We start from the raw sequence: 20,025 nt of genomic DNA, 5'->3' as shown, positions 1-20,025 counted from the left end.
GGAGCCATACGATGAAGGACATCCAGACGATCGGCGTCGTGGGCGCGGGCGCCATGGGGCGCGGCATCGCCCAGATCGCCGCGCAGGCCGGCCTGACGGTCCGCCTGTACGACACCAGCGCGGACGCCGTCGCGGCCGCGCGGGAATCGCTGCGCCAGACCTGGGACAAGCTGTCGCAGAAGGGCAAGCTCAGCGCCGGGCAGGCCAGCGCCGCGCTCGAGCGCGTCGTGGCGGCTCCCAACCTGGAGGCCCTGGCGGATTGCCAACTGGTGATCGAGGCCATCGTCGAGCGCCTGGACGTCAAGCGGGAACTGTTCGCCAAGCTCGAGGCCATCGTCGGCGCCGACTGCATCCTGGCGTCGAACACCTCGTCGCTGTCCATCACCGCCATCGCGGCCGGCTGCCAGCAACCTGGGCGCGTGGCGGGCTATCACTTCTTCAACCCCGTGCCGCTGATGAAGGTGGTCGAGGTCATCGACGGCCTGCGCACCGATCCGGCCGCCGGCGACGTGCTGGCCGAACTGGCGCGCCGCATGGGCCATACGCCCGTGCGCGCCAAGGACATGCCCGGCTTCATCGTCAATCACGCCGGGCGCGGCATGAACATCGACGGCCTGCGCACCGCCCAGGAAGGCGTGGCCACGTTCAGCCAGATCGACGCCATCATGCGCGAACAGGCCGGTTTCCGCATGGGCCCGTTCGAGCTGCTGGACCTGACCGCGCTTGACGTGTCGCATCCGGTGATGGAGTCCATCTACCGCCAGTTCTTCGACGAGCCGCGCTTCCGTCCGTCGCCCATCACCACCGTGCGCCTGGCGGGCGGCCTGGTCGGGCGCAAGGCGGGCGAAGGCTTCTACGTGTACCAGGATGGCCAGAAGCAGGTGCCGGCCGAGCCGCCCGTGCCGGCGGCCAAGGCTGGCCTGAAGGTGTGGATCAGCCCCAGGCATGCCGATGGCCATGCGCGCGCCGCCGCGCTGTTGCGCACGCTGGGCGCCGAGCCGGTGGCCGCGGCCAAGCCGCCGGCCGATGCGCTGATCGTGGTCACGCCGTTCGGTGAAGACGTCTCCACTTGCGTGGCCGACCAGGGCCTGGATGCCGCGCGCACCGTGGGACTGGATACGCTGCATGCCTTCGAGCCCACGCGCCGCCGCACCCTGATGGCGTCGCCGGGCACGACGGCCGAATGGCGCGACGCCGCGCATGCGCTGTTCGCCGCCGATGGCGCGCCGGTCACGGTGGTGCAGGATTCGGCGGGCTTCGTCGCGCAGCGCATCGTGGCCAGCATCGTCAACATCGCCTGCGACATCGCGCAGCAGGGCATCGCCACGCCGGAAGACATCGACCTGGCCGTGACGCTGGGCCTGGGCTATCCGGCCGGTCCGCTCACGCTGGGCGACGAGCTGGGCAGCGAGCGCATCCTCGAGATCCTGCGCAACATGCAGCGTGTCACGGGCGACATGCGCTACCGCCCCAGTCTGTGGCTGCAGCGCCGCGTGCAGTTGGGCATGTCGCTGCGGGAAGCTGCGCGCGGATAAGCCCGGCCAGAGGCCGCCCCTCGGCGTCTCGCGGGGCCATTCTCCACGTGGCGCAAGACTTGGCGGATGAGCGCCTGGTCTGCGCCAACCGGCATGTGTCGTCATGCCGGCGGATGCATGGCACGGCGCGCTAGAAGCGCGTGCGCACGTTCAGCGATACGCTGCGCGGTTCGCCGTAGATGTTGTAGCTGTTCAATCCGCCGACCCGCGCGTAATAGCGGCGATCGGCCAGATTGTTGACCGCCAGCGTCACGCGCGTGTCCGCATCGACGGCATACGCCACCTGCGCGTTCATCACCGCATAGCCGCCGCCTTCCCGGACGCCTTCGGCGCCGCTGCCCAGCACCGCGGAACTGACCAGCACGCCGCCGCCCACCATCCACGGTGTGTCCGGCACGCGGTAGTTGCCGTACAGCTTGAACACATGGCGGGGTTCGAACAGCGAGAAGGCCTTGCCGGCGTTGTTGCGATCCGTCGCGTAGCGGCTGGTCAGGTAGGCGTAGCCGGCCGTCAGTTGCAGGTTCCGGATCGGGCTGCCGCTGATTTCGGCCTCCGCGCCCCTGATCTCGACCTCGCCGGCGGACAGGAAGAAACCCGGGTTGTCGATGTCGGCATACGAGCGGTTCACGTCGCGGGTGCGGAACACGGCCGCGTTGAACTGCAGTTTGCCGCCGTTCAGTTCCCCCTTGATACCGGCTTCGATCTGCTTGCCCTCGCGAGGGTCCAGCGTGTTGCCGTTCACGTCCTTCTGAGATTGCGGCATGAAGATGTCGGCGTAGCTCGAATACACGGCCAACTGTTCGGACAGGCGGTAGACCGCGCCGGCATAGGGCGTGAAGACGTCGCGCTCGCGCGTGGCCTCGGTCCAGGGCGTGGGCGTGGAGGGGGAGACGTTGCGATTGCGCGTGGTGAAGTCGCTCAGCCTGCCGCCCAGCACCAGCGTCAGCGGGTCGGTGACGGACAGGCGCAGTTGTCCGTAGAAGCCATCCTGCCGTGTTTCGTAGCCGCTGCCGCGCACGTAGGGGGTGATGGACGTCTCGGGGACCAGGTCAGGGCGCCCGAAGGGGATGTTCGGCACGGTCGTAGTGGCGCCGTACAGGGTCTGGCCGCGATAGCGTTCGTAGTTGTAGCCCACCGTGGCCTCATGGCGGCGACCCAGCAACTGGAACGGCCCGGTGGCGTAGAGGTCGATGGCCTTGCGCGTGGTCTCGTCGTCCCAGCCTCGGCGCGTATAGCTGCTGATCAATCCGGTGGCCGGGTTCACGCCGGTCGTGGGATAGCCGTCGTGCAGGCGCCAGTCGCGTTCGGCCTGCGCGGCATGCACCTTGAACTGCCAGCCATTGGCCAGGCGATGCACGGCCTCGGCCGCGACCGTGCTGTTCTGCGTGTCGTAGCGGCTCCAGGGCGCCATGGTGTTGGCCGAGCGCGACGCGTCGATCAGCCGCCCATCGGTATAGGCGGGCAGGCCCGTGAACGGATCGGTCTTGTCGTCCTGGAAGGCGGCATAGAGCGAGAACGACGTAGCCGGCGTCAGGTCGTAGTCCAGCGTGCCGTAGACGAACTGTTTGTTGCCGTGGGCGTGATCGTAATAGAAGTCGCGGTCCTGGACCGCGGCCACGACGCGCCCGCGCAGGGTGCCCTCGGTGTTCAGCGGCAGGCCGATGTCGGCTTCCGCGCGCTTGTCGTTCCATGAGCCATAGGTCAGCGCGGCCGATCCGCTGAACTGCGACGGCGCGCGCTTGCGCACGAAATTCACCGTGCCGCCAGGCTGGCCCGAGCCCTGGAACAGGCCGGCCGGACCGCGCAGCACTTCGATGCGGTCGAACATGGCGATGTCGTACTGCTGCGTGGCGTTCAGGCCGCCATAGGCCGGGATGCCGTCGTAGCTGGGCTCCAGGAAGTAGCCGCGCGAGCGGATCTGCGACGACGTGCCGTCCCAGGGCGTGACGGTCACGCCCGTCACCTGGGCCAGGGCCTCTTCGGCGCTGCGCAGGTTCTGGTCCTCGATGCGCTGGCGGGTGATGACGCTGACCGAGTTCGGTATTTCCATGACGGGAACCGGCGTCTTGCCGCCTACCGTCAGGCGGGGAGTGGCGTAGCTGCCCGTGCCTTCGGTCGTGGCATCGTCCGGCGCGGCGCCCGTGACTTGCACGGTTGGCAGATGGAAGGACGAATCCCGGGGGCGCGACGGTTCCTGGGCTGCGGCCACGCTGGCCCAGCATGCCAGCGCCATGGCATGGCAGGCTCGCGGCAACCGATTCTTGCGGAGGTCTGGAAGGGAGGAAAGGCTGTGCTGCCGGGAGAGGCGTGGCGAGGAGGCGGTCTTCATGCCGGATCGGGAACCACGCTCCGGGAGGCGGTTCAGTCATTTGTAAATATGAAATGATATAACATTTTATATTTGAAGAGACAGACGGGATTGCCTTGCCTTGAGCGCCGGAGTTCCCTCTATTCTTGGCTTGGGGGCGCGCGCATGCCGGCCCGCGGCCACTCGATGAAGTCATGAGCGATATCCGTCAGCGGACAATGGACGCGCACAACACCGGTGGCCGGCGTAGGTGCCGGCCCTATCGACTGATTCGCGGATATCCCCGGCGCGGGGCCGGGACGCGGCTTACTTCGACGCGTTGACCATGTACTCGACCGCCGCGCGGAAGTCGGCGTCGGAGGCGTTCATCGCGCCACCCTTGGGCGGCATCGCGCCCTTGCCTTGCGTGGCGACCTTCACCATGGTGTCCAGGCCGGTGGCGATGTAAGGCGCCCAGGCGGCCTTGTCGCCCAGCTTGGGCGCGTTGGCGGCGCCCGTGCCATGACAGGCGAAACAGGTGGTCTTGTAGAGTTTCTCGCCGGCCGGGTTGACGGCCGCCTGCGGTTCGGGCGGCTGGGCCGGCGCCTGGGCCTGCTGTTGCGGGGCGGGGGCCTGGGCCTGTTGCGGCGCGGGGGCTGCTGCTGCTGCGGGAGCCGGCGCCGCGGCAGGCGCGTCGGCGGTCTTCTCCGCCTTCTTCTCGGGCTCTTTCGGTTCCGGGAAGTCGCCGCCGGACTTGTTCGCCATATAGGCGACGGCGCGCGCGATCTCGAAGTCGTCCAGTCCGGGATTGCCGCCCTTGGCCGGCATCGCGCCCTTGCCGTGGATGGCCACCTTGAGCATTTCGTCGAAGCCCGTCTTGATGAAGGGCGCCCAGGCGGTTTTGTCTCCCAGCTTGGGCGCGCCGGCGGCGCCCGACGTGTGGCAGGCGGTACAGGTGGATTGGAAGACTTGCTCGCCCGTCTTGAAGACCTTGGGCGCATTGGCATCGACGAGCTCGAAGCCGGCCACCGGCATGATGCGATTTTCGATGGCCTTGGGGCTCATCGTGTCGGAACCCGCCCCCACCTTGTCGGCGGAGGTGACGTAGTTCACCAACAGAAGAATGACTGCGATGGGGATGATGAAAGACAGGACGATCGTGACGACCAATTGCTTCGGCGTCTTGATCGGGGACGCGTGTTCTTGATGTTCTGCCTGATGCTCGTTGCTCATAGCCTTTCCTGCGTAACGGGTACTAGGGGCGCCTTGTCGGCGGCAACTTTTACTCTTGTACGTCGGGCAGGCTATCACCCAGGACTGCAGTGGCCTCCCTCCACTTCCTCCTCAAGCGGACGATTATATCTACAAAGGCCGATGCGCCAAGACCGCACCGCACAAGGGCCGGCGGGCCTGTCCGAAAAGTCCGGTACAATAGTTGCCGCGCTGTGCCCGTAGTTCAATGGATAGAATGAGAGTTTCCGAAGCTCTTGATACAGGTTCGATTCCTGTCGGGCGCGCCACAATATCAACGGCTTACGTGAAGTTTGTGCACGCGTTGTGCCCAAGATGTGGGTGCCCTGCGCGTTTGGCCGGGCGATACCGGCACGGGCCTGCCAGGATCGCGCCGGCAATCCCCTCGAACAGGCGCTCGGCGCGGAGGGCGTGCGAGGGCGCTGGCGCAGCCAGGCGAGCGCCGCAATCACGTCGAACAGCTCGTTCCCATCGAGATCTGGCCGGGCCTTGCCTGTCGCCTGGGCCCAGGCAAGGAGCGCCGCGCCCGCCGCGCGCCGCCCGGCCGAAACAAGCCGCCGATCCCGCAACTGCGTGACGTCATCGGCCATCTGCCGACCTACGATCGCACCTCGATCAACCGCTTGGAAGACGCCGAATTCAAGGAAGCGGTGAAGTCGCTCGCCGACGCAAGCTGATCATGCCCGCACTGTGGACCGAGGCGTGCCCGACGTTTCCCGCACTGGAGGCGGTCAGCCAGGGCCGCCAGAAACTGCGTGCGGGAGCCCTGTCCGGCAGGCGTCCGTGCAACGTGGTTCTTCCATGGCCAATCCTTCATTGCGGACGCGCGGCTGCGCGATTCCCGATGCCCGGCGACACCCGCTTTTCCGGAAAGCGTGCGATGCCGTCCGAAGTGGGAATTGACGCATCGCAAACGCCCGGATGGGTTTGATCAATGTCAAAGGCGGGCTTGGCCACGGGTCTAGTATGAAGCAGCCAGCCCCTGGCGCCCCGAATGCCGAGGCCGAGGGCGAGCGCCTGCTCACCTCACTGGATGGAGTGCGATCATGAAAAAGCAGCGCTGGCAGTACTGGATCACCACATTGGTGGGCCTATACGTGTTTCTGTCGCCGTGGATCCTGGGATTCTCGGATGCCGGGGCGCTGGTCTGGAGTTCGGTGATCTCGGGAGTCATTTTGATCGCCATGGCGGCGGGCGCGATCAGGCAGGTGAGGCGGCCGTCCCACCGCAGGGCATATGAGCGCAAGGCGCCGATGCCTGGCCGGACGAATTGACGGAAATCAAACCCCCGGCCGGGCCTTTTGGCGATAGTGACCGCACGGCGCCCGGCGCCGTATTCCTTGCGACCAATCAAGGAGATCATCATGAGCGATCGGGAATTGCGTAGGCTAGTCCTGGACGAACTGGAGTTCGAGCCGAGCGTGGATGCGAGGAACATCGGCGTGGCGGTACAGGACGGCATCGTGACGCTGACGGGCCACGTCACGTGCCACGCGGAAAAATACAGTGCGGAGCGCGCGGTGCAGCGCGTGAAGGGCGTGCGCGGCCTGGCCGAGGAGATCGAGGTCCGCCCCGCGTCCGCCCATACCGACGACGACCAGTTCGCCCAACGCGTGCTGGACATCTGCTCCTGGGACGCGATCATCCCTGCCGGCGCCGTGACGGCGTCGGGGCGCGTGCACAGCTGGCATGAGCGAAATGTGCACAGCTGGCATGAGCGAAATGCCGTGCAGCAGGCCGTGTGGTCCGTCCCAGGCGTGACCTCGGTGGTGAACCCGCTGTCGATCGGCTGACGCCGTCCCGGCCCGGCCGACATCTCCAATCGTCATCTGCAACAGGAGCAAATTCATGACCCGCCTCACACGATACAACCCGTTTTCGGCCGATCCGCTGGCCGATGCCTTCGAGGGATTCCTGCGCCCCATCCGCGGCTTCGTCGACGATGGTGCCCGCATGGATCTCGACCTGTCGGAAACCGAGAGCGAGTACATCATCCAGGCCGAGATCCCGGGCGTGGAAAAGTCGGACATCAATGTGGACATCGACGGAAACACGCTGCGGATCTCCGCCAGGAAGTCGTCCGAGAACAAAGTGGAGAAGGACGGCACGCTGCTGCGCAGCGAACGGTACTGGGGCGAATTGCAGCGCGCTTTGATCCTCTCGGCGCCGGTCGACGAAGAGAAGGCGAGCGCCAGCTACGAGAATGGCGTGCTGCGGCTCACGTTGCCGAAGCGGGCCGGCGAGGGCAAGCGCAGGTTGACCGTGGCGTAATGCCCTGCGTGCGAGCGAGGCGGGCCACACAGGCTGGTCCGCCTTGCGTCGTGAGCGCTCAGAACGTGCGGATCGCGACTTTCAGCACGTTGTCGCGCTGATGCGAGAACAGTTCGTAGGCGTCCGTGATCTGGTCCAGCGGGAACCGGTGCGTGACCATGGCGCCGAGGTCGAGGCGTCCCGATTGGATCACGTTCATCAGGCGCCGCATGCGTTCCTTGCCGCCCGGGCACAACGCGGTGTTGATCCGATGGTCTCCCAGGCCGGCGGCGAAGGCAGCCATCGGGATCCTGAGGTCTTCGGAGTACACGCCCAGGCTCGACAGGGTGCCTCCCGGCTTGATGACCCGCAGCGCGGACTCGAACGTCTTCTGCTGTCCCAGCGCCTCAATGGCAGAATCGACGCCCTTGCCCTGCGTCATCCGCATGATCTCGGCGACCACATCGCAGTCGTTGATGTTCAGCACGACGTCGGCTCCCCAGCGGCGCGCCATATCCAGGCGATGGGGGTTTCCGTCCACGCCGATGACCGTGGTCGCACCCAATAGCCGGGCCCCCGCTGTGGCGCACAGGCCGATGGGCCCCTGCGCGAATACCGCCACGGTGTCTCCGATGCGGATGTTTGCATTCTCTGCGCCCTTGAAACCGGTCGACATGATGTCCGGGCACATCAGTACCTGTTCGTCGCTCAGGCCGTCTGGAACCGGCGCAAGGTTTGCCTGAGCGTCGGGCACCAGCAGGTACTCGGCCTGTGCGCCGTCGATCTTGTTGCCGAAGCGCCAGCCAGCCGTAGCCTGATACCCGTGGCACCCGCAAGCGCCCTGGTGCGCCAGATAGCTGCCATCCTGGGAGGGATATCCGTCCTGCGCGGCGTAGGAATTGAAGTTCGGGCAGATCGCTCCGGCGATCACGCGCTGGCCTTCCTGGTATCCGGTTACGGCGCTGCCCAGTCTTTCTATCGTGCCGACCGGCTCGTGCCCCACGGTCAGGCCCGTTGCGACCGCGTACTCGCCCCTGAGAATGTGCACATCGGTGCCGCAGATGGTCGTGGTGGTGATCTTGATGAGCGCATCGTTCGGCCCGACCTCGGGTATCGGCTTTTCCCTTATCTCTATCCGTCCGGGTTCGACGAACACGGCGGCCTTCATCGTCCTGGCCATGGCGGCTCCTTGGAAGTTGCGTGGCGGCCCTAGGCGGCGGGCGCCGGCAGGGCTGCGGACATCATCCTTCGCGCGCATTCGTCGCGGCTTGATCGAGATCAAAGCCGGCGCCGCTGGCGCCGGGCACCATGAGCCACTATGGTACGGACCAAGCGGCCTTCGCAGGGTTGCCGGCCATCCGCAAAGAGAGGCAGCCATGAGCAAGGTGATGATCCCGATGGATGGTTCCGATTGCGCGCTGCGCGCCCTGAACCATGTAATCAAGAACGAACAGCGGTTCAAGCCGCTCAGCGTGCTGCTGCTCAACGTGCAGCCTCCCATCGCCACCGGTACGGTCCACCTGTTCATCGACCAGGCGACGATCAGCCAATTCCATCAAGAGGAAGGCGAGGCGGAACTGGCCCGCGCGCGGGAACTGCTGGCCGTCGCCGGCTTGGCGTATGAAGCGCAGGTCAAGGTGGGGCGGATCGCAGAGACGATCGTCGCGTGCGCGAAAGAGGCCGGGTGCGACGAGATCGTCATGGGGTCGCGCGGCTTGAGCGCCACCGCCGGGCTCTGGCTTGGTTCGGTCACGACCAGGACGCTGCACCTGTCCGACGTTCCCGTGACCGTCGTCAAGTAGCGTTCGCGACGACGCGTCGCCGTGCCTACCGCGTCAAACCCGGGCTCGCTGCGGCGAACCGTTCTTTGTCCGGGGGGGCGCCGCGCATCGCCAGGCGGGGACAGACCTGACGGCCAATTTTTCGGCCTCCACGACGAGAAGGAGCGCTACCGCACCCGCCAGCAGTTTCATCCAGACACCGATGGGCAATCCCGTGGTATCGAACATAACCTGCAGGGGGGGCGCGTAGGTGAACAACAGCTGCAGCACCATCATCGACAGGATGCCGCGCCAGAGCACGGGGTTGCCGGTAAGGGCTCGCATCGACAGCCTCATGGGGCTCGAACGAGATGACCAGTCCCAGAGCAACGGACGTGACCATGTTGACCCACAGGATCTGAGGCGCAGTGATCGGCAACGCAAAACCGAACAGGATCGCCGCAGCGATCACCGCACCCTGTCCCGCATTGGTCGGCAGCATGAACAGCAAGGCTTTCTCGATATTGTTGTAGACGGACCGCCCCTCTTTCACGGAAGCAGAGATCGAGGCGAAATTGTCGTCGGCAAGGATCATCTCGGCAGCCTCGCGGGTGACCTGCGTGCCCTTGATCCCCATCGCCACGCCGACATCCGCCCTGTGCGGGGCCGGTGCGTCGTTCACGCCGTCTCCCGTCATGGCGAAAAAAAGCCCGTTGGCCTGTATCGCCTTGACCAGGCGCGGCTTGTGCTGAGGATATGCCCTGGCAAACACGTCCGTGCCGCGCACGCATTCCTGCAGTGCCTGGGCGTCCCGCGGCATCTTCCGCGGGCAGGTCTCGGGCCGCCTCGTTGGTGCCCCTGCAGGGAACGCACTACGGCTGCTTCGGTGTTGCGGGGCGCACCAGCATCACGGGGACCGGTGCAAGGCGCGCCACTTCTTCCGCCACGCTGCCCATCAGCGTGCGGTTCCAGCCGCGGCGGCCATGCGTACCCATCACGATGACATCGGCCCCCCACTGTTTCGCCTGCCCGATGATGATCTCCGGTACGCTGCGTATGCCGGACTCTTCGAGCACCTGCTCCGAAGATACCGCGTCATCGCCCAGCATGTCCCGGAATTCCTGCAGGATGCGCTGCCCATCCCGCCGCATGGCGGGAAGCACGCTGTTGAAATAGATGGCCGCGCACTCCCTGCCATTGGCATACCAAAGCGGATCGACGACGTGCAGAAGGCAGATGCGTCCGCCGCTGAGCTTGCGCAATGCGGCGGCATGCTCCACTGCCCGCCGGTTCTCTTCCCCGTCGTCCACCGGCACCAGAATCCTGTCGTACATGAGGTTTCCCTTCCGATTGTCGCCGGTTCGGTATACCGCCAGGGAGCGCCGTCGGGCATTGACCTGCGTCAAGCTTTCCTACAGCGCTGCCAGGCGCTGCATATCCAGCAAGTGCATGACCCGTCCTTCCCAATTGATCAGATTCTGCTTCTTGAGCCGGCTGAACACGCGGCTGACGGTCTCCAGCGTCAGGCCGAGGTACGCGCCGATGTCTTCCCGGCTAATGCACAGGGGAAACCGGTCGGGCCGCGACGTTCGGCGGCCATATCGGGTCGCCAGGTCGAGCAGGAACCCGGCGACGCGCTGCTGTGCGTTGCACTGCGCCACCAGCATGAGCAGCGACTCCGTGGCCATGAGCTCCATGCTCAACATGCGTTCCATGTCGCGATGAACATCGGGCAGATTGCCGGCGGCCAGTTCGATGCCGGAGAAGGGGATAATGCACACCTGCATGTCGATCAGTGCAACGGCTTCCAACTGGTGGATACCACCCGCGATGCCATCCATGCCGAAGCATTCTCCCGCGATCTTGAAGCCGGTGATCTGTTGACGCCCGTCCCGGTCGAGACGGACGCACTTGCAGATGCCGCAACGGGGAACATAGAGATTGCGGAACACGTCGCCGGCCCGATAGATGGCTTTGCCAACACGCACTACGCGCATTCCGATCTGAGAGCCGAGGGCGCTTACCAGATGTCCCGCCGCTATCGTCGGGACCTGGCACGGCCTTTCCGCGTCGCAATCGCTGCAGGGCAGGGGCACGCCGGAGCTGGGGAGCGTGCGAGACGAAGGCAGCCAGACGATGTTCGGCGCCGGCGCCTCCGTGTCCTTTTTCTCCGGGAAATTCACGGATGCCTCCTGAGGCACAGGCACCCGTAGCAGCTAGACCGGATGGGTGATGGCGGGGCGGCGCCGATGCGCCGCCCTTCATTGTGCCAGTCGTCTGCGCAGGGGGCCTGGGCTGCGAACCAGTGGACGATCTTCGTCGCTCATCGATTGATTCTAGCGCCAAGGGCGCGCCCAGGCCAGAAAGATGGACTGGTACAGATGGCGTAGGCCGCCGCGCGCTGCAGGCAGCCTGCGGTGGCTCTGGAGGTCGCGGGACACGGCGCAGCGGGACTGAGGCGCCGCGATCCGTCACTGCATATGCAGGCCGCCGTTGATCGCGAAGTTTGCACCGGTGATGTAACCTGCTGCGTCCGATGCGAGGAACGCCGCCAGGGCACCCACTTCTTCGGGTCGGCCGAGTCGTCCCAGCGGTATCTGCGGCAGGATGTGCTTTTCCATGACGTCCTTCGGTACGGCCGCCACCATTTTTGTATCGAAGTAACCCGGCGTCAGGGTATTCACGGTGATCTCGTAGCGGGCCAGTTCCAGCGCCAATGACATCGTGAAGCCGTGCAGCCCCGCTTTCGCCGCCGCATAGTTTGCTTGGCCTATCTGCCCGCGCTGGCCATTCACGGACGAGATGTTGATGATGCGGCCCCACCGCTTTTCGATCATGTCTGCCAGCAGTGGCTGCGTGACGTTGAATGCGGAGTCGAGATCGGTGCGCAGGACCTCCGCCCAATCGGCGCGGCTCATATTGCGTACCTTGGCGTCCCGAGTGATCCCCGCGTTGTTCACCAGTATGTCGATCGGTCCCACCTCGGCGCGGATGCGCTTGATCGCCACGTCGCAACTGTCGAAGTCCGATACGTCGGCCGGATAGGCCCACACCTCGAGCCCGCTGCGCCGTCGTTCTTCCAGCCATCCCTGCGCGTGACGATTCTGCACAGACACGGTGACCACGATGCGGACGCCGGCATCATTGAGGCTGGCCACGATCGCCTGGCCCAGGCCGCCCATTCCCCCCGTTACCAGAGCTGTCCTTACAGGCATGATGGTTCTCCTCCAGTCTGCCGCGCAACCGCGCAATGTCCACACCTTAGGCGCCGGTTTCGACCGCTTGGTTGACGCGCGTCAAGCCGCCGCGTTTCGCCACGGGCTCGCCGGCCGGGTCGCAGGCAGGGATGTTTGCGCAAGATCAATAACGCGGGGGGGCCGGGTCCGTAGGATGGGTGCATGAACACCGCCGTGTGGCGATGTCTTCCGTCGACACGAGGGCAGCAGACATGGACAGGAACCCATTCGAGGTGGAGGCGCCGTCAATGGACGCCGCGGTGGCGGGCATGCCATCATGCCCGCCACCGCACCGGGAGCCATCCTGGCGCGACCTCGACCGCGTGATCCAGGCGGCGCTGGGACACATGTCAGGCGGCGTGTCGCCCATCAGCCTGTATCTCGATTGCATGGACTGGGCCATGCACCTGGCGATATCGCCCGGCAAGCAGACCACGCTGCTGCGTGCCGCACTGCGGCCCGATGCCGTCGGGGCCGATCTCAGGCTGGGCCGCTCGCCCTATTTGAAGGACCCGAGGTTCAAACACCCCGGATGGACCCATTGGCCCTACAGCGCGTACATGGCCGCCTTCCAGCGCATGGAAGCCTGCTGGGCGGCGGCGACCACGGAGGTCAGTGGCGTGACGCCTAGGCATCAGAGCGTCGTGAGCTTCCTCGGCAGGCAGATGCTGGACACGCTCTCGCCCAGCAACGTGTGGTTTGCGAATCCCGAAGTGATGGAGGCCGTGCAGCAGACGCATGGACAGTGTCTGGTGCGAGGCATGATACGCATGCAGGCCGACGCCCGCGACCTGGCCGCCGGCAGGGCGCCGGGCACCTCGGAGTCGAAGGCGACAGGGCTCCGCGTGGGCCTGGATCTCGCGATCACGCCTGGCTCGGTGGTCTACAGCAACAAGATCATGGAGCTTATCCGGTACACGCCGCAAACGCCCCACGTCCATCCCGAGCCGGTACTCATCGTCCCGTCCTGGCTGCTCAAGTACTACATCCTGGATCTGTCGCCCCGGAACTCCCTGGTGCGGTACCTCGTCGAAAGCGGCCACACGGTCTACATGATCTCCTGGAAGAATCCGCGCGAGGAAAGCAAGGACTGGGGCTTGGACACCTACCTCGAGGAAGGGCTTCGCGCGGCATTGCACCACACCAGCCACGAGATGGACGGCAATCCGGTGCACGCGGTGGGGTATTGCCTGGGCGGCACCTTGTTGGCGGTGGGCGCTGCGGCGCTGGCCCGCAAGCACGCCAGGCGACCGTTGCTGAAAAGCATGACCTTGCTGGCGGCGCAGACGGATTTCTCCGAGCCAGGCGAGTTGGGGTTGTTCACCAGTTCCAGCGGCGTGTCGTTCCTGGACGCGCTGATGTGGCAGCAAGGCTTCCTCGGCGGCAAGCAACTGGCGGGCGTGTTCCAGTTGTTGAACTCCCGCGACTTGATCTGGTCCCGGATGACCCACGAGTACCTGCTGGGGCGTGATTTGCCGATGACCGACCTCATGGCATGGAACGCCGACACGACGCGGCTGCCCTACAGGTTGCACAGCGACGTGCTGCACAACATGTACCTGGAGAACAACCTGGCGGGCGGTCGCCTGTGCGTCGCCGGCGAGCGGGTCGCCTTGGCCGACATACAGGTGCCGATGATGGTCGTCGCCACCGAGAAAGACCACATTTCTCCCTGGCGATCCGTCCACAAGATCCATCTGTTGACGCATGGTGAACTGGGGTTCGTCCTGTGTTCCGGAGGGCACAACGTGGGAATCATCAACCCGCCGGGACAGCCGAAGCGGTACTTCCGCTGGAAGACCAGGTCACCGGGAGGGGCCTACGTTTCCCCCGACGAATGGGTGGAGCGCGCCAAGCTGGAAGAGGGGTCATGGTGGCCCCATTGGCAGGGATGGCTGGCGCGGCATTCCGGCGCGAAGGCGCCCGCCCCTCCGTATCCTGCCGCCAAGACTTTGGGCGAGGCGCCAGGCACGTATGTGCTTGAACATTGATGCCCACGCCTGCCGATGGACAGGTCGGCCGTAGGCCGACACAGTTGGAGCCGTGCAACATGAAACGCGAATCCTATGACATTGCCTTGCTCGCAGCCATGCTCAATCAATTCCTGATCACCGTCGGCGTCAGCTATGACGAGGGCACGGAGGTGCTGCGGTCCGCGCAGGCGTTGTGGACGCCGCCCGGCGAATTCAGGTGGGATCGGGGACAGTCCCGGTCCCATTCCATGCAGGGCCTGGTCGTGGCGCAGGAAGAGCCGGCCGGGCTGTTGGCAGCCAATCACCTCTGATCACACGCTTTCCGAACGCCCTGGAGATCAACCATGCTGAAGCGGATCGTCGTTCACATCGATAAGGACCCTGCCTGCCAGGGAAGAGTAGAGAACGCGTTGGCGCTGGCTAGGATGCATGGCGCGCAGGTCCTGGGCGCCTACGTCAACGAGCCGCTGTTCGTCTACGGTTACGGCGAGTCCGTCCTTTCCCCCGGCCTGATGGAGCTGGAACGCGGACTGCGGACCGACAACCGGCGACGATGCGAAGAGAATTTCCGACGCTGGACGGCGTCCAGCGGGGTACCGGCCGCGTGGCAGGAATTCGACGGCCGCCTGGAGGACAAGTTGCCGCCATACGTGCGATGCAGTGACCTTTTGGTGCTCAGCCAGGCGGACCCGAAGGGTCATCAGTCTTTGATCGAGTCGCACCAGCTCGAATCGGTGATCATGACGGCGGGCCGGCCGATCGTGGCGCTGCCGTACATCGGGGGGAAACTCGAGCGGATCGACAACCTGCTGGTTTGCTGGAACGGCAGCCGCGAGGCCGCCCGGGCCGTGGCCGACGCCGCGCCCTTCCTTGCGAAGGCCCAGGAAATCCGGGTCCTGTTGCTGGACCGGGATACCGATCTCGCCCCCGGGGAGGCCATGAACGGCCTGGATGGCTATCTGCGCGCGCATGGCTACGTCGAGGCCAGGCTTGTATCGGGCACCTCGCGCGGGATCGGCATGGGCAACGCGATCGTGAACGCCGCCACCGACTCCGGATCGGACCTCGTCGTCATGGGGTTCTATGGGCATAGCCGGGCCCGCGAGTGGATGCTGGGAGGCGCGTCGCGCGAGATGCTGGCCAGCATGACGGTACCGGTCATGTTCTCGCATTGACCGGCACGGGTGCGCGACCTTCACGCTGCGGAGCACACTATGTACGAACGCATTCTCGTGGCCGTCGATGGAAGCGATACGGCCAAGCAGGCGCTGGCGCACGCCCTCAGGCTTGCCCAGTCGTAGCGCGCGCGGCTGCTGGCCGTCTTTGTCATCGAATACCCGAGCATGATCTACGACTCTGATTTCATCGACATCGGCGCTTTCCACGACGGTCTCGTCGCGCAGGCGCAGCGCGTCCTGGACAAAACGCTGCAGCAGATGGCGCAGAGCGATGTCGCCGGCGAGACGAAGATCGTGGATTCCGCCGGCGTCGGAGGCTCGGCCACGCAGGACATCCTCGACGCGGCGGCCGACTTCCACAGCGACATCGTGGTCATGGGCAGCCACGGAAGGCGCGGCTTCCAGCGGTTTGTGCTGGGCAGCGTGGCGTAAGCCTACCTGCGGCTTTCCGTGTGCCCTGTCCTGCTGGTGCCCCGGGCTAACGCAAAACCCGAGCGCAAGCCCTGAGCGGACGTCGCGCCGGCGTTCGCCCCAACCGTATGATGGCGGCTGCCCATGCGATGCGCGAGCCTCGTGCGTAGGGATTGGCCGGACGATCACGTTCCCGTACGGGCCAGCGACCATTTTCGAGTACCGCGAGCCGAGCATCTGGCTTTGCGTTGCAACTCGTGACCCAGAAGAACGGGTGCAGGCAGTTCATCCCAGGCGAACCATCATGACGTGGTGGAACATTGCTTGCGGGACGGTGACAGGTCGCTGCGTCCCCTGCAATGCTGCGGCGCGTTCGACCCCGGCTTGGCGGAGCCGGTGCGGTAGCCATGGGGCGCACGGCAGCGGGGCAATTCGGTACTATCGGCGTTCTTACAGGCTGCGGACCGCATTGCGGCGGCCTGGTCCCCAGGCTCATCCCATTTCCCATGTCACGCCCCAGCCCGCCCGCTGTTCCATTCTTGCAGGACGCCGGCACGCGCCGCTCGCTGCATTTCACGCCGCAGGAGATCCAGAGCAGCATGTCGCTGCTGAATCCGGACGCGCTGGAGATCGAATACACGCGGATGATGATGGGTTTCCTGCTGTTCAATCCGGCGCCGGAGCGCCTCTTGATGGTCGGACTGGGCGGCGGCTCGTTGCCGAAGTTCTGCCATCGCTATTTGCCACAGACGCGGATCACGGTGGTCGAGATCGATCCGGCGGTGATCGCGCTGCGCGAGTCTTTCATGGTGCCGCCCGACAGCGAGCGCTTCCAGGTGGTGCAGGCCGACGCGGCGTACTACATGCGCGGCCGGCAGGACGAGGCCGACGTGGTGTTGCTTGACGGCTATGTGGCGGGTGGCATTCCGGCACCCTTGTGCACGCCGGAGTTTTATGCCGATTGCCACCGCACGCTGCGCGAAGACGGCCTGCTGGTGAACAACTTCCATTTCAACCATGTGGACTATCCCCGCTATCTTGGGCATTTGCGGGAGGCCTTTGGCCACAGCATGTTCGAGGTGGTCGATGACGACATGACCAACAGCGTGGTGTTCGCCTGCAAGGGCGACCTGCTGGAGGATCCGGCGGCGGCCGAGATCAAGCGGCCGGCCTCGATGCCCAAGGAGGGTTGGCGGCAGTTACTGGAGACCTTCAAGGTGATCGGGGCGACGCTGGAATTGCGGTAGATATCGAAAGGAGCGGGCTCGCGCCCGTGTCCGCGTTGACTTGGCCTGCCGCCGCCGATGCGGGACGGCATGCAGGGTCGGCCCTGTCCCATGCCAGGCGCACCCTTGGCATCATGATGTCTTTTCGTCCTCCTTGAACAAGGATTCCAGCCGCGCTCGCGCGCCTTGATGCGCCTGGGCGGTGCGCGGTCCGCCAGGCCGGCGAGGCATCGCGGGGGCGTTGCCGCGGGCCCGCTCGGAGCCACGATTCCTGAGTTCGGAGGCCCATGCCGCGGAAGCGGCCGCCCAGCCCGCGCTGAAGGCGCGCATCTCACGCTCGATGTCGGTGGGCAGATGGTCGCGCCAACGCGTGATCGCCGCGCCACTGGCCTGATCGAATTTCGTATAGGCGCCGCAGCCTGGGTGATGGCGCTCGAGCGCTTGCACCAGCAATACACGCAGCCGGGCGGACAGTGAAGGGTCGTGGTTCATCGCTGGCCTCTGGCCGTGGCCATGGAAGCGTGAACCTCTCGCGGGCAATCGGCAAGATTCGCCGCGTCTTCCGCCACGTGGGCGCCCAGAGCCGCCAACTGCTTCAGGCGATGGCGATCGACGGCGGAGAGGTCGCGCATGTCCAGTCCGATGACGAGCTGGCGAAACAGCGCGCCGAGCTGCGCCAAGGTGTTGGACGCGATACGAAGCGGAGCGGCGGCACTTTCTTCATGGCCGTCCGGCAGCGCGAGGCTGTCGAACGGGGGCACGCCCGCGTCTAGCCTTGCGGCGACACTGGACGGCATTCGGCTTCCCGCGGCATTGGCGCAGGACCTGCTTGGGGCGGACATGGGTGGCCTCCGTAGTCCAGGTTGTTCTTGGTTCGCGGCAGGGGCCGCGGTAGCGGTAGCGCCCTGATCCGGGGCGTAGACCGGGGCTTGTGTTATGGGACGGGTGGGGCCAGCAAAGATATCAATAGATATTTTTCAGGTCAAGCGTAAGATATTTTCGGGCGATGCGGAGCTACTTCAAGTAGCGCCGATGCTCGACCACCGTGCCGATGATGGTGAGCGGCTGCCGGTCGCTATACAGGCTGGCGAAGTCTTCGTTGAGCGGCACCAGTTCGAAGATGTCGTTGCCGTGCTGGTCGACGCCGCGCGGCCGGTACTTCTTGAAGGTGGCTTCCTCGCCGCCGTTCATGGCGATGACGAACGAGCCGGGGCTGGGGTTGATGTCCTGGTCGACGATGATCTTGTCGCCGGGCTGGAACATGGGCGCCATGGACAGGCCGCGCACGATCAGCGCAAAGGCGCGGTCGGACAGCCCCAGGTCGGAAACCAGGTACTCCAGGGTTTCGCCCGCGAAGCCGAAGCCCACGTCGGTCAGCCTGCCGGCCTGCACGTAGTTGACGACGGGAATGCGGCGGACGCTGCCCAGCGCGGCCCGGTCTTCACCCGAAGGGCCCCCCGACGAATACAGCCAACCCGTAGGCTTGTTGAAGGCGCGCTCGATGCGGTCGGCCATTTTTGCGCCGATGCCACGGCGCGGATCGTCGCCGGCGATCTGCCATGCCTGGGCGGGGGAGATGCCGACGATGTCGGCGAAGCGCGCCAGCGAGCCGGCCTCTTGGACGAGTTCGCGGGCGTTGCGGTGGGCGGTTGCGGAGAGGCTCATCGCGTCATCCTGGTGGGCGTATAAATATCGAATGATACACAATCTTTTGGTTGAAGTATCGGATATCTATTGATATCTTTCGTGGTGTTCCATGTCAGACCAAAGGAAGTCCAATGAACACCATCAATGAACAATGGCAAGAGCTGGAGGGCGCGTGGGGCCTCCTGCTCGGCCTGCCTGAATTGCCCACGCGCCAACACCGCATCGCCGACGAAGACCGGTCCGAGCGCCGCGTGTTCTCGGGCTGCCGCTGCTGGCGCTGTTTTCCCGGCACGGGCGGGGTCGCGCAGGGCGACCGCCGCACCCTGGACCGCATCCTGGGTGCGCATCTGGCGCGCATGCCGGACGACGACCGCGAGCGCTTCCTGTCCGACTGGACGGCCAATCCCCGCCATGGCCTGAAGGCGCGTGCCGTGCTGCAGGCATGGGTGCGTATCGCGCAGGGCTCGACCGAGTTCGAACCTGTCTACCCGGAGGCGGCATGATCCAGGTGGAATATCCGTTCAAGACCGTGACGCAGGCCATTGTCCATGCCCTGAACGACGAGCGCCGCGGCGGCAGTCCCCGGCCCGCCGCATCCCGCCTGGCCGATGCGCGCCTGGCGGATCCTCCGCCTTTCGCCGGCGCCGATCTCGATGCCGAGAAGGCGATGGCCGAGCGCATCCTGTCGAAGGAACTGAGCCGCCTGCATCTGGCTGCGCTGCGCGCACGCTATGCGCCGCGTCAGATGCGTTGCTGCGAATGCAATGGCCAGCGGCCGCGCCTGGAGTGGCTGGCGGCGCTGCGCGAGATCGCCAACGCGGCGGGCCAGGCCATGGGGCAGGCCGGTTATGCCGATCTGCGGCTGGCGCTGGTGCAGCGGCATTATGAAGACAACGGCGAACGGCTCGAGACCCTGGCCCAACGGCATCACGTCAGCCTGTCGACCGTCAGCCGCATCAATTCGCAAGTCACGCCTTTCCTGAAGGGGGCGAAGCACGGCAAGAACGGGGCGTTGCCGTTGCAAGGCATCGATCAGGCGGCGTATGCACGGGCTGAAGACATCCTGCGCCACGCAGGCTTCGTCGAATAGCGTGATGATGGCCTGGCGCAAGCGGGTCGGGTTGGCCACGGCGAATGTGGCGCGGTGAATGCAGTATAAAAATCCACGGCTTGCAGTACACAATAAAATTTGACGTAGAATGAAAAGAACATCAGAATCTTTTTTATCGGATTTCCTCAGAAATCCGTCCGGATGAACAATAACGAAGGCC

The 20,025-nt window shown here is 65.4% G+C and carries 21 protein-coding genes, 1 tRNA gene and 3 pseudogenes; 14 read left to right on the top strand and 11 right to left on the bottom strand.

Annotation, left to right across the window (positions count from 1 at the left end; genetic code table 11):
• Positions 1–11: 11 nt before the first annotated feature.
• Positions 12–1,535, top strand: a complete 1,524-nt coding sequence (locus A6745_RS15415) for a 3-hydroxyacyl-CoA dehydrogenase (RefSeq protein WP_066128529.1) — start codon at positions 12–14, stop codon at positions 1,533–1,535.
• A gap of 130 nt (positions 1,536–1,665) precedes the next feature.
• Here the strand turns inward: A6745_RS15415 and A6745_RS15410 are convergent, their stop codons facing one another.
• Both A6745_RS15410 and A6745_RS15405 read right to left on the bottom strand, forming a co-directional pair.
• Positions 1,666–3,768 (bottom strand): TonB-dependent siderophore receptor, encoded by a 2,103-nt coding sequence (locus A6745_RS15410; RefSeq protein WP_197488162.1) that lies wholly within the window; start codon positions 3,766–3,768, stop codon positions 1,666–1,668.
• 381 nt (positions 3,769–4,149) lie between these two features.
• Positions 4,150–5,055 carry a c-type cytochrome gene (locus tag A6745_RS15405; RefSeq protein WP_066128526.1) on the bottom strand — a complete coding sequence of 302 codons (906 nt, stop codon included), beginning with the start codon at positions 5,053–5,055 and terminating at the stop codon, positions 4,150–4,152.
• A gap of 212 nt (positions 5,056–5,267) precedes the next feature.
• Between A6745_RS15405 and A6745_RS15400 the strand changes: the two genes are divergently transcribed.
• A tRNA-Arg gene (locus A6745_RS15400) sits at positions 5,268–5,342 on the top strand.
• Between the two features lie 198 nt (positions 5,343–5,540).
• On the opposite strand, the pseudogene A6745_RS29640 reads toward A6745_RS15400, so the two are convergent.
• Positions 5,541–5,678: pseudogene (locus tag A6745_RS29640) on the bottom strand (hypothetical protein); the annotation flags it as partial.
• On the opposite strand from A6745_RS29640, the pseudogene A6745_RS29390 reads away from it, so the two are divergent.
• The 4 genes and pseudogenes from A6745_RS29390 to A6745_RS15380 all read left to right on the top strand — a co-directional run.
• Positions 5,616–5,815 (top strand): annotated as a pseudogene (locus tag A6745_RS29390) (hydrolase); the annotation flags it as partial. The pseudogenes A6745_RS29640 and A6745_RS29390 sit on opposite strands and share 63 nt — an antisense overlap.
• Positions 5,816–6,119: 304 nt before the next feature.
• Entirely contained in the window at positions 6,120–6,347 is a 228-nt protein-coding gene (locus A6745_RS29705) for an SPW repeat protein (RefSeq protein ID WP_082853076.1), read from the top strand.
• A gap of 90 nt (positions 6,348–6,437) precedes the next feature.
• Complete coding sequence (locus A6745_RS15385; RefSeq protein ID WP_066128515.1) at positions 6,438–6,866, top strand: BON domain-containing protein; 429 nt, start codon at positions 6,438–6,440, stop codon at positions 6,864–6,866.
• A 55-nt stretch (positions 6,867–6,921) separates the two neighbouring features.
• On the top strand, positions 6,922–7,344 hold the full coding sequence (locus A6745_RS15380; protein ID WP_066128512.1) for an Hsp20/alpha crystallin family protein: 423 nt from the start codon (positions 6,922–6,924) through the stop codon (positions 7,342–7,344).
• 58 nt (positions 7,345–7,402) lie between these two features.
• Here the strand turns inward: A6745_RS15380 and A6745_RS15375 are convergent, their stop codons facing one another.
• Positions 7,403–8,503 (bottom strand): NAD(P)-dependent alcohol dehydrogenase, encoded by a 1,101-nt coding sequence (locus A6745_RS15375; RefSeq protein ID WP_066128511.1) that lies wholly within the window; start codon positions 8,501–8,503, stop codon positions 7,403–7,405.
• A gap of 196 nt (positions 8,504–8,699) precedes the next feature.
• Here A6745_RS15375 and A6745_RS29060 point away from each other — a divergent pair, with 196 nt between their 5' ends.
• The gene (locus tag A6745_RS29060) at positions 8,700–9,125 is read left to right on the top strand and encodes a universal stress protein (RefSeq protein ID WP_066128510.1); all 426 of its coding nucleotides are present in this window, start codon (positions 8,700–8,702) and stop codon (positions 9,123–9,125) included.
• A 25-nt stretch (positions 9,126–9,150) separates the two neighbouring features.
• On the opposite strand, the gene A6745_RS29745 is transcribed toward A6745_RS29060, so the two are convergent.
• The 4 genes from A6745_RS29745 to phbB form a co-directional block, all read right to left on the bottom strand.
• The gene (locus tag A6745_RS29745) at positions 9,151–9,903 is read right to left on the bottom strand and encodes an HAD-IC family P-type ATPase (protein ID WP_066128507.1); all 753 of its coding nucleotides are present in this window, start codon (positions 9,901–9,903) and stop codon (positions 9,151–9,153) included.
• 52 nt (positions 9,904–9,955) lie between these two features.
• The gene (locus A6745_RS15360) at positions 9,956–10,489 is read right to left on the bottom strand and encodes a universal stress protein (RefSeq protein WP_156513391.1); all 534 of its coding nucleotides are present in this window, start codon (positions 10,487–10,489) and stop codon (positions 9,956–9,958) included.
• Between the two features lie 6 nt (positions 10,490–10,495).
• A complete protein-coding gene (locus A6745_RS15355; RefSeq protein ID WP_156513390.1) occupies positions 10,496–11,266 on the bottom strand; it encodes a helix-turn-helix domain-containing protein in 771 nt (256 codons plus the stop codon).
• Positions 11,267–11,554: 288 nt separating this feature from the next.
• Entirely contained in the window at positions 11,555–12,298 is a 744-nt protein-coding gene (phbB, locus tag A6745_RS15350; protein ID WP_066128501.1) for an acetoacetyl-CoA reductase, read from the bottom strand.
• Between the two features lie 233 nt (positions 12,299–12,531).
• Between phbB and A6745_RS15345 the strand changes: the two genes are divergently transcribed.
• The 5 genes and pseudogenes from A6745_RS15345 to A6745_RS15325 all read left to right on the top strand — a co-directional run bounded on the left by A6745_RS15345 (position 12,532) and on the right by A6745_RS15325 (position 17,128).
• On the top strand, positions 12,532–14,310 hold the full coding sequence (locus A6745_RS15345; RefSeq protein ID WP_231886008.1) for an alpha/beta fold hydrolase: 1,779 nt from the start codon (positions 12,532–12,534) through the stop codon (positions 14,308–14,310).
• A 59-nt stretch (positions 14,311–14,369) separates the two neighbouring features.
• Entirely contained in the window at positions 14,370–14,603 is a 234-nt protein-coding gene (locus tag A6745_RS15340) for a hypothetical protein (protein WP_066128493.1), read from the top strand.
• Positions 14,604–14,636: 33 nt separating this feature from the next.
• Positions 14,637–15,467, top strand: a complete 831-nt coding sequence (locus A6745_RS15335) for a universal stress protein (protein ID WP_066128489.1) — start codon at positions 14,637–14,639, stop codon at positions 15,465–15,467.
• A 39-nt stretch (positions 15,468–15,506) separates the two neighbouring features.
• Positions 15,507–15,902 (top strand): annotated as a pseudogene (locus tag A6745_RS15330) (universal stress protein).
• A 386-nt stretch (positions 15,903–16,288) separates the two neighbouring features.
• On the top strand, positions 16,289–17,128 hold the full coding sequence (locus A6745_RS15325; protein WP_407922733.1) for a fused MFS/spermidine synthase: 840 nt from the start codon (positions 16,289–16,291) through the stop codon (positions 17,126–17,128).
• A gap of 111 nt (positions 17,129–17,239) precedes the next feature.
• Here A6745_RS15325 and A6745_RS15320 read toward each other — a convergent pair whose 3' ends face one another.
• From A6745_RS15320 to A6745_RS15310, 3 genes are all read right to left on the bottom strand, one after another.
• Complete coding sequence (locus A6745_RS15320; protein ID WP_156513388.1) at positions 17,240–17,599, bottom strand: hypothetical protein; 360 nt, start codon at positions 17,597–17,599, stop codon at positions 17,240–17,242.
• Entirely contained in the window at positions 17,596–17,868 is a 273-nt protein-coding gene (locus A6745_RS15315; protein WP_156513387.1) for a hypothetical protein, read from the bottom strand. Before A6745_RS15315 ends, A6745_RS15320 begins: the two co-directional genes overlap by 4 nt.
• A 253-nt stretch (positions 17,869–18,121) precedes the next feature.
• The gene (locus A6745_RS15310; protein WP_066128475.1) at positions 18,122–18,772 is read right to left on the bottom strand and encodes a LexA family protein; all 651 of its coding nucleotides are present in this window, start codon (positions 18,770–18,772) and stop codon (positions 18,122–18,124) included.
• Between the two features lie 113 nt (positions 18,773–18,885).
• On the opposite strand from A6745_RS15310, the gene A6745_RS15305 reads away from it, so the two are divergent.
• Both A6745_RS15305 and A6745_RS15300 read left to right on the top strand, forming a co-directional pair.
• Complete coding sequence (locus A6745_RS15305) at positions 18,886–19,257, top strand: hypothetical protein (protein WP_066128472.1); 372 nt, start codon at positions 18,886–18,888, stop codon at positions 19,255–19,257.
• Complete coding sequence (locus tag A6745_RS15300; RefSeq protein ID WP_066128470.1) at positions 19,254–19,844, top strand: hypothetical protein; 591 nt, start codon at positions 19,254–19,256, stop codon at positions 19,842–19,844. Before A6745_RS15305 ends, A6745_RS15300 begins: the two co-directional genes overlap by 4 nt.
• The last annotated feature ends 181 nt before the right edge of the window (positions 19,845–20,025 follow it).

The organism is Bordetella ansorpii, assembly GCF_900078705.1.
GTDB lineage: Bacteria > Pseudomonadota > Gammaproteobacteria > Burkholderiales > Burkholderiaceae_B > Bordetella > Bordetella ansorpii_A.
The sequence above is the reverse complement of the archived record's forward strand: the minus strand, read 5'-3'. Positions and strand labels throughout refer to the sequence as shown.